This window comes from Xenorhabdus bharatensis, assembly GCF_037996705.1.
GTDB lineage: Bacteria > Pseudomonadota > Gammaproteobacteria > Enterobacterales > Enterobacteriaceae > Xenorhabdus > Xenorhabdus bharatensis.
In genome coordinates, this window is the sequence record NZ_JBBMXG010000010.1 from 137,409 (window position 1) to 150,097 (window position 12,689).

Below are 12,689 nucleotides of genomic sequence, written 5' to 3' on the forward strand. Positions count from 1 at the left end.
CCTGTTTCCAATGTGTTGTTCAATTTGTTTTGACTGGCCTGATATTGGAGGAAGTGTATGCATCATTTATCTCAAGCAACCAACAACCTGCTGTTGCAGCTGGTGATGGATTTGAAGAACGGCTATATCCGCCGTTGTGAGGCACTGGGGCTGGCACCCGATGAAATGCTGATATTGCAGAATCTGACGATTGAAGATCTGCATTATCTGGGCAACAGTCCGGTGTCGGTGCTGACCATCCAGATCCATCACAGTAATCTGGCGCGCATTTTACATCAGGCACGGATTGAGCAGCAGCGGTTACAGCGCATTGACCGGGCACTGGAGTTAGGCGGCTCCATTGAACTGATGCGGTATTTTTTTGGCTTGTCCAGTCTGGAAATCGCCGCCCGCCGACGTATTGCGGGGATGACTGTAAAACCGGGACGCAACTCACCCCTGACGGAAGAAGAAAATCAGGCGTTATGGCAACGCTGGCAGGCGGCAAAGATTGCCGATACGGACAGCGCCGAAGGGCTGGATATGATGCTGGAGATGGCCGCGCACCACCAGATTTCGCTGACGGCCGTCTGGCATGCGGTGAAGGACTGGCAGCACGGCGAGGCACCGGAACCGGTCAAAAAAACAAGCCTGAAAGCCATTAATTAACCTTCAACAGAACAGGAAACGATGTCAGCAAAATTAACAGAAATGATGCCCGGTCTGCATGTGCCCTCGACGACACCCTTGTCACTGCGCCGTAAGGCGCAACATCAGGTGAGCAGTTACCAGCGGGGCGAGCGCAATTACGTCCGGTTGAAAGAAAAAGGCACCGGGTATCTGAAAATCAACGTAGGGTTGTTCTGGCGTCTGTTAAGTCGCGATGACGGACAATCGTGGGAGCTGATGCTCCATGAACGTTACAACAATGAAATTCGTAAATAGTCCGTATTGAAGTCGTGTCATTCTGCATCCTGTTCAACGTAACAGGGTGCAGTCCTGACATTATTTTTACCGACTCAATTTAAAAGCCAAGGCCGGAGATCAAGGATCATGATAAACCTGTCAGCAGACAGCATAATTGCACACACGGTTGCCAAAATGAAAATACGTCTGGAACACCGCGCAGACGATGACGTTTCACAACTTCGCAGTGGTCTGTTGTTTATGGGCAATATTCAGGATGCCTATCCCCGCCGTCTGTTGCTGGATGATCGCCTGTCGCCGCTGGATAAAACGGGCTGGATGATGATCCGATTGTATGCGTTGAATAATGAAGGTGCCGTATTTCCCAGCTATGACGAATTGCAGGTCCTGTTGGCGTCCCCCTATAAAGGCAAGGCCTCACGTGAAACCGTCAGTCGGGTGTTACTGATGCTGCGAATAACCGGCTGGCTGAGTTTATGCAAGCGTATCCGCGATGATCATGGGCGGGTACGGGGCAATATCTATGCGCAACACGATGAGCCGCTGACCTGCCGTGATGCTGAAATGCTCGATCCTCACTGGCTGGATACGGTGGCGGAAGCCTGTCGCAGCAAAAACCGCACTATCAGCCAGACGGCTCTGGACGTGCTGACTGACATCAAAGAAGACCCGTTGATGCGCCATCGCCACAGTCATATTCGCTTGCTGGAAGAAAGACTGAATGCGGTGCAAACACCGCAGCAAAGGGTGATGCGCCAGTCTCTTCAACAAGGCAAACAGCAAACCGAACTCAGGGAAATCAGGCCGGGTTCGGAAACCGGACTGAGTCAGAAAGAGGCGCAGGCTGAACTGAATTCGGATACCGAACTCAGCCTGAAATCAAGGTCTTATAGTGGTTCAGCTAAACCGAACTGTTATGTACGTTCTTTCACACAGAGTGTGAATAAAAAAACATACGTAGAACCTCAATCTGCAGTTTTTCTGCCGGAAGGGTTGTGCCGACAACTGGAACCGGAAGATGTGACGATGCTGACCAGCCAGTTGCAGGCGCTGCCCACTGAACAGGCGCAGACCGTGCTGAGTTGTCTGGACAAAGCACTACGGGCAGGAAAAATCGGCAACCCGGTCGGCTGGCTGCTGACGATGATGAAACGGGCACGGGACGGACAATTATACGGGCAGGCTGAAACGGTGGTTACCCCGTCTGCTCCGGCTAAGGCTTCTGTTGCATCCACTCAACGTATTGAACGGCCTGTTTCACCCTCCTCACAAGCCCATGTTCGCAGTATGGTGAAAGATATCCGTCAGCGACTGACGCTGGCGAAGTATCAATAAAATCAGACGTGATTAAAAAACGAACTTTGTTGGCAGTGCCAACAGAGAACAAAAAACAGACAGTGTTGGCAGTGCCAACACTACGTAAAAAATAATCTTTTTTGGGGGTAAACATGAGGTAATTATCTTATCACATTGGCGCAATCGATCAGCGTCGTGTATCGATCATTCAAAGCCGCCATCGCCGTTCTATGTACTGAATCTGCATCAATTATTGAACCATCAATATATTTCAGATCTCGACTGGCGCAGGCATCAGTGCAGACAAAATTTTCATAGCCTAACTCTAATGCTTTAATGGTTGTTGCAGTGACACACATATGACTCATAAAACCCGCCAGTATTAACTGGTTACGGTGAGTCAATGATAACAATTCATTCAATGGTGTATTGTAAAATGAATCAGGTAATGATTTGGTGATAATATATTCCTCACTACTAGCCTCAACACCCTGAATAAAATGTACATTATCTGTCGCAGGATCAAATAGGGCAGACCCCGCTTTAGCGTGATGTACGACATGGAATACTGGAATATGTTTTTTTCTGGCATGATCTAATAGTTTAGCTGCATTAACAATTGCATTTTCCCCTGCTTTCCCTAATGGTAGTGCTCCATCAGAATATTCTTTTTGAAGATCAATCAATACAAGAGCCGCTTTATTCCAGTCAAGTGTCTTTTCTGGTGCGCCAACGAGTTCCAGTAACGTTTTTGTCGAATTCATTATCTTAGCCTTTATAGGGAAATTAAACTCATTCAAGGTTACGGGATGCCATATCAAAAGTAATTGAGAAATATTGCATACGGCATGTGCAAAAAAGTGTGTATTCAACGCGTCATCCGTTAAATACAACGTTATTAAATTCAGTTTGTAAGTGTTAGGATTTCTGTTTTGGTTGTTAACAGGATACATATATGGATAGTGTAAACTGGGATGATCTGAGGTTTTTTACCGCACTTGTAGAATGTCGTACTGTCTCTGCTGCGTCAAAAAGATTAAATGTGAATTATGCAACAGTATCCAGACGAACAGAGCGTCTGGAACACACATTAAGACAGCGCCTTTTTGATCGCACTCAGGATGGGTATATTCCAACGATTGAAGGCTTGCTCTTATATAAGAAGACTGTTCAGGTGAGAGAGAATATCGAAAGCTTAGAAGACTATTTTACTCAGGAGGGTAAATTTAAAAAAAGTGTTGTTATCTCAATGGTATCTTTAATGGCGGAATATTTACTCATTCCAAAACTCAGTCATTTTGTAAAAAAATATCCGGAAATCAGACTGGAGATTGATGCCTCAAATCGCAATGTCAGCATTCCGAGGAAAGAAGCGGATATCGCATTCCGCTTAGATTTACCGGAAAAGGGAGAATATTTAAGTCAAAAAGTCGGGGGACTTAATTATAAACTCTGTGCCACCCCTGAAGTTATAAAAAAGATAAACGGTAAAGAAAACGTCAACATTATTACATTCAACAGTGATTTTAGTGAGTTGCCTGAATCTCAGTATCTGATAAGGCGGTTTGGAAACAAATCTATTCGCTTCCAGTCAAATTCTGTTACGACTCAGCGAATTGCAGCTGAAAATGGATATGGTGTAGCTCTGCTTCCTTCACTGGTTATTAAAAATAGTCCGTTAGTGTCTATAGAGTTGGATGAGCCTGTAATACGTCCCATTTGGATGTTGACATCCAAACAGACAATGCACATGGCAGCTAGCAGATTAGTCGCGGATGAACTGCGAAGCATTTTTGATGAAATGAGATAATTATTTATCAATAACGTTTAATACCTAATCCGGTGTGACTGATAATTAGTCACCATTGACATTGCCAACAGGGTTTGAAAAATATACTTATTGAGATGGAAATAAAAAGTCAGGAAGTTATCTGATGTATTGGAATAGCAATCGGTAATTCAACGTACCCCAGCAAGCATATTTTAATGGATTGTCCAGCATAATATTCGGTTATAACATCCTTTTACTTTTGTTTCACAAAACTGGATGTATTAGTGATGTACGTCTGATTCAATGCTGGAGTAGACCATCACGGTTATTCCTATTGTGATTCAAATGTGATATGAAATATATCAAAAACAAATTAATGGATTAAAAATGAAAGAGTTGCTACAAAATCACCCTAATAATAGAGAATTTCCCGTCAATAGTTTTCGGATAGTCAAAGCGTCGATAGAAAGAAATAAAAACATGGATTTTCTTAACCCGCTCAAAACTGTCGGTTTAAGAATACTTTGGATTACAACGATTTTAGTAATTGCATTATCTACTGGTATAACTGATATAAGCATTGATGTTGATAATATACCGTCAGCAGGTTTTATATTGTCAGTGTTGTTAGTCTGTTTTACCTTATTTGGTATATTTCTCTCTATTTATACTTTTTTTCATGTGAAAAATCTGCCGATTGCTGAACAAAAGGATTATTATCAGCAGGCGGGATTATCAATATTACCGGAAGAAAAGCGTCAAGCGCTACGTCTGGATATTGTGGGAAGTTATAACAGTGGGTTCTGGGTTGAGACACTGGAGCATTACCCGCTTAAAAGCCGAATTTTACAACATAATGACAAATATCGTTTTTTCCCCTTATCAGAATCTACACCACATCAATCGCAACTATATACCGATTGGGGAATAGTAGATAAAGAAGGATATTTAAAAATGTTGTATGAATTATGGGCCGGAATGCACTCTAAACATTTTGCGGTTGACTCTGTTTTGGCAGATGGGAAGATGTTTAAGGAGCTTAGCGTTCTCATAGAAGAATCAACTGAATACGTACAACAGTGTTCACGGTCTATTAATGGAAGACCTCCAGCCTTACTTTGGGGATTTGACCTCTGGCGAGCGATTGTCTTAAGCCGGAACAGTTTTGCTGCGGGTTATATTAGTGAGGAAATGGCCTGGGATAATATATTGAAAACTGCAGATTATGTGTATCAACTTTTTGATAGCTTTGATGAATTTTACACTAACTATCGATTAGGTAATGCTTATTGGAGCCGGGATTTTGATAGGGCAAAAAAACGTCTGGAAAATTTCCGTTTTTATAAATCACATTGTGATTGGCCTATTGCTCAGTTGCCTTGGCCAAAAAGGAAGGACATATTTATGGAGGAATATATGAGCAATGGTTTCGCTGACTGGGTTAATTCAGTGCTGCAGGAACAAATGGAAAATTCGATCAACGACGAAGTCGCGGATGAAGAGCAAGAGCATATTGTCCCACATATTTTGCATTAACTCTCTTATGACGTTAGATATCCGTACCCTATGATGACATAAATTGAATGAAAATTAATCTTTGTTGGCAGAGCCAACAAAGTTCAAAAAACAGTCACTGTTGGCAGTACCAACAGTAGTTAAAAAAACATCTTTTCTGACAGTGAATAAAACTCATCATTTTCTCTTTTTCCATAACTGGTTATCCATTGAATCACCGCCTCCTTTGCCTTGATAGTTTGACTGACTTATCAAGGCAAAACAGGAGTTTTTGTGCATGTCAGATTGGGAAGAAAAACCCGCATCTCAGCCGCGTTTACGCGCCGGTGTCTTAACCTCGTCATTAACGATTGAATTACATACCCACTATGCCATCCGGCTCTGGGCAGGGCGCCGGCGGGAAGATATCAGCAAAACACATCAGGTGACGGCGATCCTCGGAATGCCGCAGGTGATCAAACGGGCCGGTCATATCAGTGTGGATGCCGCTGCCGATAATCCGTATGCCGATGTCTGGCTGGTGAAGCTGGAACAGGCGTTGGAAGCCGCATCGGCCAATCTCAGGCAGAATCTGGCTATTTTGCAGGATACCCTGAATGCGGTGCCAAAGCAGATTACCCTATCCGCCGTTTCCTCTGTCGAACCGCTGAATATCGGCGTCTACAGTCATTCCCCGTTAGGTTACCGCTGTGTCTGGCTGCTGGTTGGTTATGACCAGCTGGCGATGAAAACATTTCAGGCTTTTCATTACGGACTGATTTCACGGGCCGAGCGGGATGCTTTTCTGCATAACGGCAGCCGGGCCATTCGCCAAATTTATGGTTTTGTGCGTTCTTATCGTTCACTGGCGGTCACCCGGCAGGATATTGCCCAGAAAACCCCCGCCGGGCTGGATGCCATTAAACTGTTGGGTGAACCGCATCCCGATATTCTGTCGGGCAGGCAGCGTTCCGCGTTCGCCTCCCCGTTACGTTCCATCGAACACGATTAACAGAGGGGAAAAGATGCAGCTTTATTTATGTGAAAAGCCCTCTCAGGCCAGAGACATTGCCAACGTTCTGGGCGTGAAACAGCGCGGACAGGGATTTCTCTTCAGTACCCGTATCATTGTCACCTGGGCCATCGGGCATTTGCTGGAGGTGGCTGCACCCGAACAGTATGGTGAACAATTCGGTCCGCCGTGGCGGATGGAGGTGCTGCCGGTGCTGCCCGTGCAATGGCAATGGACGGTAAAAAAAGAGGCCGCTGACCAATTTGCCGTGATCCGGCAGTTATTGAAACAGGTTGATGAAGTCATTATTGCCACCGATGCCGACCGTGAAGGGGAAGTCATTGCTCGCGAGTTGCTGGAATATTGTCGTTTCAGCGGTGCGGTCAGGCGGTTGTGGTTGTCGGCACTGGATGACACCAGTATCCGGCAGGCTCTGGCGGCCATTTTACCGGGAGAACAGACGGAAGCACTCTATCAGGCCGGGCTGGGGCGGGCGAGAGCCGACTGGCTGACAGGTATCAATCTGACCCGTTTGTATACCCTGAAAGCGCAGGCACTGGGTTTTGGCGAGGTCTTATCCATTGGCCGGGTACAGACCCCGACACTGGCACTGGTGGTGAGCCGGGATAAGGACATTGCGAATTTTGTGCCGAAACCCTACTGGCAGGTGATGGCTAATCTGGAAAAAGACACTGTCCGCTTTCAGGCTAAATGGCTGCCCGCTACGGAGGAGGGCGATGAAGAAAACCGCTGTACCCGGGAGGCTGTGGCACAGGCTGTGCAACAATGTTGCCAGCAGGCCACACAGGCTACAGTGATGGCCGTCAGCAAAAAACGGGAGAAGACCCCGCCGCCGCTCTGTTTTGATTTGGGCACGTTGCAGCAGACGGCATCCCGTCTCTGGGGGATGGGCGCCAGTCAGGTACTGACGATTGCCCAGTCCCTGTATGAAACCCATAAAGCCACGACCTACCCACGCACGGATTGCGGGTATCTGCCTGTGTCCATGCAGGCGGATATTCCGGTGGTATTAACGGCACTGACGCGAACCGACCCGGCCATGATTGATACTATCAGTCAGCTGGACGAACAACAGGTTTCCTGGGTCTGGAATGACAAAAAAATCACGGCCCACCATGCCATTATCCCCACCCGTCACGCTTTTGATCTCACCCGGTTAACGACCGACGAGCTACAGGTTTATCAGCTTATTCGTCAGCATTATCTGGCGCAGTTTCTGCCCCCGCAGGAAACGGATGTGACGGAAGTGACACTGGATATCGGCGGGCAATGCTTCCGGGCGAAAGGGCGGGTCAATGTGACCACGGGCTGGAAAGCACTGTTTATGGAAAACTTCGCGGAAGATCAGGAAAAATCAGAAGCGGATTCATCCCTCCCGCGCTTTCATCAGGGCGAGCGCTGCCGGATTATTGCAGCCCGCATTCAGCCGCTGCACACCAAACCGCCGGCCCCGTTTACCGAAGGCACGTTGATTGCCGCGATGAAAAATGCCGCCAGTCTGGTCAGTGATCCGCAATTAAAGCAGGTCCTGCGTGAGAATGCCGGACTGGGCACGGAGGCGACCCGTGCCGGCATTCTGGACACCTTGTTTAAACGCCGGCTGATTGAGCGGAAAAAGAAAGCGATTCAGTCAACACCACTGGCACGGGAACTGATTGCCGGGTTGCCGGAGGTCCTGACCAGTCCGGGCATGACCGCGTTATGGGAGCAGTCGCTGGAAGATATTGCGCAGGGTAAAACGTCGCTGGCGGTGTTTATGCAGAAACAGGCGCAATGGCTGTTGCATTTAGTCGAACGCGGCAAGGCCCAACCGTTACACCTGACGTTACCGAAAACCCCTGACTGCCCGAACTGTGGCAGCCGGATGCGTCAGCGGCAGGGAAAAACCTCGCCATTCTGGGGCTGTGTGAACTACCCGGGCTGTAAAGGGATGCTGAATGACAAAGCGGTTACCCAATCGCGCAAAGCTCGGCGGGCAAATCAAAAAGTCTGACGATCTGGTTGTTGATTGACGTGCTGACAGGATGCTTTAAGAATCACCCTGTTTCTTAAATGATCGGTGAGCCTGCAACGATCGCCTTCGGGTGGCTGGAAAACTCCCGTAGCCTGAAAGGGAGTGCCTCAACGCGGTACATCTGCCCCCCTTTGAAAGCAGATATTGCCGGTCCAACGGCAATGAAGGTTCATTATTCTTTATCAGCACGTCAGCAACGTAACTGTCTGACACCCAGCGGGAAAATCTTTCCCGTCAGGGAGGGGATTTTCTCCGTCATTACTTATTGTTACCTCCATGGAGAACATCGTATGTCTGAGAACACCACAGCGTTAACCAAAAATGACTATTTCAACCTGAATATCAAAGGATTGGGTTATCTGAATAATATCCGCCATGTCAGCACCGCCAGCGGCACCTTCCTGAGTTGCGTGATCAATGCATTAAATGGCCCGAGTGATAATCCGGCCTATGTGCGTTTTGATATTACTGTGGTGGGCAAGGAAGCGACCAGTCTGATCGGTCGTTGCCAGAAAGCGGTGGATGAGGATAAAAAAGTGTTGCTGGGATTTACGTTAAGCAACCCCTCCACCGACATTTTTACCCTGAAACGCGGTGACCATGCCGGTGAACAGCGCGTCAGCCTGAAAGCCCGTCTGATTAAAGTGGACTGGATCAAAATCGGTCAGGAGAAAGTCTATCAGGCCGAACAATCCGATTCGACACCGCCACAGAACGGTGTTACGCAAACCGAATATGCAGAAAACTCATTCTGATATTCCTTTTACCCCACTGACTTGCCCTGATGTTTCAGGGCAGTCTTTTAATTATCAAAGACAACAGGAAGCAGAGATGAATATTGCCCCTATTGGTGTTCTGGCACTGCAATACTGCCATAAACAGTTACCGTTAGCTGTGTTACAAAGCCGTGCGGGATTTTATATCGGCACCATGGAGGCGGGCGTTCCGTGCTCCCGTGAATCAACCGAATATTTTGCCAGCCGTGAGCAGGCAGAACTGGCGCTGCAACAAGGGCGCTGGGCACAACGCCAGTCAGCATAACAGGGAGGAAATCAGCATGTCTTCGCGCGGCATTAACAAAGTGATTTTAGTGGGTTATCTGGGACAGGATCCGGAAATCCGTTACCTGCCAACAGGCGGCACGGTAACAACGCTGTCACTGGCGACTTCAGACAGTTGGCGGGATAAACAAACCGGTGAGACTCGGGAAAAAACCGAATGGCATCGGGTAGTGATCTTTGGCAAATTAGCGGAAATCGCGGCAGAGTATCTGCAAAAAGGGGCTCAGGTCTACATTGAAGGCCAGTTGCAGACACGCAAGTGGCAGGATAATCAGGGACAGGATCGCTATTCAACGGAAGTGGTGGTCAATGTGAACGGCACGATGCAGATGTTGGGCAGTCGTGGCGATGCAAAGTCAGTGGCTAAGCAGCAGAGTGCACCAAAACCTGTTCAGAAGCCCCAGCCCTCTCAGCCAACAAAAAAAGACAGTGCACCAACACAAATGGCACAGCTTTCAACGTTGTCGGAAAAAACGGAGGAAATGGAGTGGGATGAGATCCCGTTCTGAGTGGTTTAACCTATTGCCCTGTTATCACAGGGCCTATTCTTATTTTTGAGTAACACTATGTGGTTTATTTACATACGAGCGATCAGTGTGGTCAGCTTATTTAGCCACTGACTGAAATGTGGGCATTGGGAACGAATGGTATCTAAGCCAATATCACCGACGATCAATGGGCCATGTAAGGTTTTATGATAATTGGGAATGATGGCCAAAATGCGTTTAGATGGCGCTGTTTGTGGGCTGTTGTTGATATCTTCAGGCGTATCAAATGCTTCTTTGATGGTCTGTAGTGCGGCAATCGGCGCATTGTCATCAAGCCAGTCAGCAAATTTTTCGGGTTGGCAGAACAGTAAAGCTTCAAATTCATGTAATAACAGATTAGGAATAAAATTAGCCTGTCCGATATCATTTGCAAAAGCCTGCTCTAGTTGTACGATCCGTTCGTTAGCCGCATTATCCCGTTGGATGTTATAGTCAGGGAAATCGGTAGGCAAACCGTAGTAGTCGATAAGTGTGGTGACGAATGCCTTGGGATCTTGTCGGCATAAGCGGGTAATTTGGTGTTTTACTTTGCCATAACTCGTGATACCGCCTTTCTGGCGGGAACTTGTCTGAGCTAATATGGGGGTCAGATAGATCTGTTGTGCAAAAAAATAAGGTGCCAGTACGTCCCGCACGAACGTTTCTTCCGTCTGTCCTTCTACAAAAACATTAATACGGATCATCGCTGTGGTCTCCCGCCGAGTAAGTTTTTCTTCCATAATTCACCCAGGCTATAGTCTTCAAGCCATTCGGACAGAGTTTCATTATCCAGTCGCTTAAAAGTGGAAGCGCCTTGTTGTTTGTCGACCACAATCAGGTCATCAGCATCAAACTGATTAACCAGCTCAACCGACTGAGTAGAAATAATCAGTTGGTGTTGATTACTGGCATTTTTAATCAGACCAGCCAGTACGTTGATTGCATAAGGATGGAGTCCGAGCTCAGGTTCATCAATAATAATGGAGTCGGGCATGTACGCTTCAGGTTGTAGCAGCACTGTTGTTAATAAAATAAAGCGCAGCGTGCCATCCGATAATTCACTGGCTTTAAAAGGAATATCCTGCTCTTTTTCTGTCCATTCAAGTTGAATATAGTCGGCATTATCCGGCGTAGGCCGCAGGTAAAAATCACCAAAAAAAGGGGCAACCATCTGGATGGTTTTGATAATGCGGGTGTAATGCTGCTGATGGTGTTTTTGCAGGCGATACAAAAACGCCGCTAAATTAGCCCCATCTTCCCGCAGATAATCATTGTCATTAATACGGTGGGTTTGTTTGACTTTGGCACTGTCACTCGTGTCATGAAAATGGTATACCCGCCAACGAAGTGTGATCGGCAAGGTGTCATTTTCGAGATTCGCATGATGCTGATTGACCTGAGATTCAAAATGTCCGGCTCCAATATCATACTCTCTCTTGCTGTCGCCAAGGAGTGATTCATGGCGGAACATCATACGGTTATCATTAGTGGGTTCCAGCTCAAATTGATAACCATTATGGCCAAAAGAAAGCGCGGCACTCATACACTCGGTTTTTTTACGACCAAAGTGCAATAACGTGTCGGGTCCCCCCATTTTTCCAACAAGGGATTGTAAGCGCTGATCGAGTAGTACGGAGGATAAACGAAAGAAACTGATGAAATTGGATTTTCCGGCGCCATTGGCCCCAATAAGGACATTCAGGCTTCCCATTGGTAAATCACATTTTGCGATAGATTTGTAGCCTGTTATCTTAATTCTGCTTAAGTGGTCATTATTCGTTATTGGTTTCATAATCTTGCCTTTTCAGCATCATGTGACTCAATTGTGCCTTATTATACACTTTTCTGACGGTGGTCTGATGGATATCATCTTGGGTAAGTACACCTGCCACGCGGAGTCTCTTATTTTAGAGAATGCGCAAATAGGCAGTTTTTGTTCTTTAAATCTGAGCAGAAGGTATAACCCTGCCATTTTATTTACTTGTTAAACTTACACGTTCGATTATTGAATTAGATAACGTAATTCGTTAAAGTAAAAACGCTATCGGCAAAATCCGATAGTCAAGGAATCTCACCCTTGCTAAGAGTAACCCACTGGTAGGAATTTTCTGCCAGTGCGCCTGTTATCGCCCTTTCAATGGCGGTTCAGGCAGGGGAGGCTTCGGCCTCGCCGGAAGGTTACTCCCGGTAGTGAGATCCCTGTCTGAACCACCACCAATAATCAACAGAAGGGGAAGCAGGTATGATTAACACTCAACAAGACTGGCACCCAGCCGAAATTATTTGTGCATTACGCAAACGTGGTACGACACTCGCCGCTTTATCCCGCGAATCGGGACTCAGTTCTTCCACACTGGCAAATACTCTATCCCGCTCGTGGCCGAAAGGGGAACTCATCATCGCCACCCGTTTGGGAATGGAACCCGCTGAAATCTGGCCCAGCCGTTATTTCGATGACTACGGCAATTTTATTGAACGAAAAATCCGTCAGTCGGTTGATGAAAATCAGGCAGCGGCTGAATAACGCACGGATAAAAGCCCTAAAATTGACACACAATAACGTTTTTTCGGCATATTAATTTTCAGC

14 protein-coding genes are annotated in these 12,689 nt (G+C 46.8%); 11 read left to right on the forward strand and 3 right to left on the reverse strand.

What is annotated here, in order from left to right; translation table 11 throughout:
- The first annotated feature begins 57 nt into the window (after positions 1 to 57).
- The 3 genes from AAC855_RS11470 to AAC855_RS11480 all read left to right on the forward strand — a co-directional run bounded on the left by AAC855_RS11470 (position 58) and on the right by AAC855_RS11480 (position 2,241).
- A complete protein-coding gene (locus tag AAC855_RS11470; RefSeq protein WP_340609715.1) occupies positions 58 to 648 on the forward strand; it encodes a DUF2857 domain-containing protein in 591 nt (196 codons plus the stop codon).
- 21 nt (positions 649 to 669) lie between these two features.
- Positions 670 to 924 (forward strand): ParE family toxin-like protein, encoded by a 255-nt coding sequence (locus AAC855_RS11475; RefSeq protein WP_099136949.1) that lies wholly within the window; start codon positions 670 to 672, stop codon positions 922 to 924.
- Between the two features lie 108 nt (positions 925 to 1,032).
- Complete coding sequence (locus tag AAC855_RS11480) at positions 1,033 to 2,241, forward strand: STY4528 family pathogenicity island replication protein (RefSeq protein ID WP_340609717.1); 1,209 nt, start codon at positions 1,033 to 1,035, stop codon at positions 2,239 to 2,241.
- A 122-nt stretch (positions 2,242 to 2,363) separates the two neighbouring features.
- Here the strand turns inward: AAC855_RS11480 and AAC855_RS11485 are convergent, their stop codons facing one another.
- A complete protein-coding gene (locus AAC855_RS11485; protein WP_340609719.1) occupies positions 2,364 to 2,966 on the reverse strand; it encodes a cysteine hydrolase family protein in 603 nt (200 codons plus the stop codon).
- Positions 2,967 to 3,157: 191 nt separating this feature from the next.
- Between AAC855_RS11485 and AAC855_RS11490 the strand changes: the two genes are divergently transcribed.
- The 7 genes from AAC855_RS11490 (at position 3,158) to ssb (ending at position 10,084) form a co-directional block, all read left to right on the forward strand.
- Entirely contained in the window at positions 3,158 to 4,012 is an 855-nt protein-coding gene (locus tag AAC855_RS11490) for a LysR family transcriptional regulator (RefSeq protein ID WP_340609721.1), read from the forward strand.
- A 348-nt stretch (positions 4,013 to 4,360) separates the two neighbouring features.
- Positions 4,361 to 5,509 (forward strand): DUF1266 domain-containing protein, encoded by a 1,149-nt coding sequence (locus AAC855_RS11495; protein ID WP_340609722.1) that lies wholly within the window; start codon positions 4,361 to 4,363, stop codon positions 5,507 to 5,509.
- Between the two features lie 256 nt (positions 5,510 to 5,765).
- Complete coding sequence (locus AAC855_RS11500) at positions 5,766 to 6,479, forward strand: PFL_4669 family integrating conjugative element protein (RefSeq protein ID WP_340609724.1); 714 nt, start codon at positions 5,766 to 5,768, stop codon at positions 6,477 to 6,479.
- Positions 6,480 to 6,492: 13 nt separating this feature from the next.
- Positions 6,493 to 8,493 carry a DNA topoisomerase III gene (locus AAC855_RS11505; RefSeq protein ID WP_340609725.1) on the forward strand — a complete coding sequence of 667 codons (2,001 nt, stop codon included), beginning with the start codon at positions 6,493 to 6,495 and terminating at the stop codon, positions 8,491 to 8,493.
- Positions 8,494 to 8,804: 311 nt separating this feature from the next.
- Positions 8,805 to 9,269, forward strand: a complete 465-nt coding sequence (locus AAC855_RS11510) for an STY4534 family ICE replication protein (protein WP_340609806.1) — start codon at positions 8,805 to 8,807, stop codon at positions 9,267 to 9,269.
- Positions 9,250 to 9,555, forward strand: a complete 306-nt coding sequence (locus tag AAC855_RS11515; RefSeq protein ID WP_422824375.1) for a hypothetical protein — start codon at positions 9,250 to 9,252, stop codon at positions 9,553 to 9,555. The genes AAC855_RS11510 and AAC855_RS11515 overlap by 20 nt, the downstream gene beginning before the upstream one ends.
- A gap of 16 nt (positions 9,556 to 9,571) precedes the next feature.
- A complete protein-coding gene (gene ssb / locus AAC855_RS11520) occupies positions 9,572 to 10,084 on the forward strand; it encodes a single-stranded DNA-binding protein (RefSeq protein ID WP_340609726.1) in 513 nt (170 codons plus the stop codon).
- Positions 10,085 to 10,152: 68 nt separating this feature from the next.
- On the opposite strand, the gene AAC855_RS11525 is transcribed toward ssb, so the two are convergent.
- Together AAC855_RS11525 and AAC855_RS11530 are read right to left on the reverse strand one after the other, a co-directional pair.
- A complete protein-coding gene (locus AAC855_RS11525) occupies positions 10,153 to 10,842 on the reverse strand; it encodes a DUF4276 family protein (protein ID WP_340609728.1) in 690 nt (229 codons plus the stop codon).
- Positions 10,803 to 11,894, reverse strand: coding sequence for an AAA family ATPase (locus AAC855_RS11530; RefSeq protein ID WP_340609729.1), 1,092 nt, complete (start codon positions 11,892 to 11,894; stop codon positions 10,803 to 10,805). Before AAC855_RS11530 ends, AAC855_RS11525 begins: the two co-directional genes overlap by 40 nt.
- A 450-nt stretch (positions 11,895 to 12,344) precedes the next feature.
- Here AAC855_RS11530 and AAC855_RS11535 point away from each other — a divergent pair, with 450 nt between their 5' ends.
- The gene (locus AAC855_RS11535; RefSeq protein WP_340609731.1) at positions 12,345 to 12,626 is read left to right on the forward strand and encodes a helix-turn-helix domain-containing protein; all 282 of its coding nucleotides are present in this window, start codon (positions 12,345 to 12,347) and stop codon (positions 12,624 to 12,626) included.
- Positions 12,627 to 12,689 lie beyond the last annotated feature (63 nt).

What these genes read in the sequence shown, in the direction of transcription:
- AAC855_RS11470 (WP_340609715.1), top strand. Translation starts at nt 58, where the DNA reads ATGCATCATTTATCTCAAGCAACCAACAACCTGCTGTTGCAGCTGGTG.
- AAC855_RS11475 (WP_099136949.1), top strand. Translation starts at nt 670, where the DNA reads ATGTCAGCAAAATTAACAGAAATGATGCCCGGTCTGCATGTGCCCTCG.
- AAC855_RS11480 (WP_340609717.1), top strand. Translation starts at nt 1,033, where the DNA reads ATGATAAACCTGTCAGCAGACAGCATAATTGCACACACGGTTGCCAAA.
- AAC855_RS11485 (WP_340609719.1), bottom strand. Translation starts at nt 2,966, where the DNA reads ATGAATTCGACAAAAACGTTACTGGAACTCGTTGGCGCACCAGAAAAG.
- AAC855_RS11490 (WP_340609721.1), top strand. Translation starts at nt 3,158, where the DNA reads ATGGATAGTGTAAACTGGGATGATCTGAGGTTTTTTACCGCACTTGTA.
- AAC855_RS11495 (WP_340609722.1), top strand. Translation starts at nt 4,361, where the DNA reads ATGAAAGAGTTGCTACAAAATCACCCTAATAATAGAGAATTTCCCGTC.
- AAC855_RS11500 (WP_340609724.1), top strand. Translation starts at nt 5,766, where the DNA reads ATGTCAGATTGGGAAGAAAAACCCGCATCTCAGCCGCGTTTACGCGCC.
- AAC855_RS11505 (WP_340609725.1), top strand. Translation starts at nt 6,493, where the DNA reads ATGCAGCTTTATTTATGTGAAAAGCCCTCTCAGGCCAGAGACATTGCC.
- AAC855_RS11510 (WP_340609806.1), top strand. Translation starts at nt 8,805, where the DNA reads ATGTCTGAGAACACCACAGCGTTAACCAAAAATGACTATTTCAACCTG.
- AAC855_RS11515 (WP_422824375.1), top strand. Translation starts at nt 9,250, where the DNA reads ATGCAGAAAACTCATTCTGATATTCCTTTTACCCCACTGACTTGCCCT.
- ssb (WP_340609726.1), top strand. Translation starts at nt 9,572, where the DNA reads ATGTCTTCGCGCGGCATTAACAAAGTGATTTTAGTGGGTTATCTGGGA.
- AAC855_RS11525 (WP_340609728.1), bottom strand. Translation starts at nt 10,842, where the DNA reads ATGGAAGAAAAACTTACTCGGCGGGAGACCACAGCGATGATCCGTATT.
- AAC855_RS11530 (WP_340609729.1), bottom strand. Translation starts at nt 11,894, where the DNA reads ATGAAACCAATAACGAATAATGACCACTTAAGCAGAATTAAGATAACA.
- AAC855_RS11535 (WP_340609731.1), top strand. Translation starts at nt 12,345, where the DNA reads ATGATTAACACTCAACAAGACTGGCACCCAGCCGAAATTATTTGTGCA.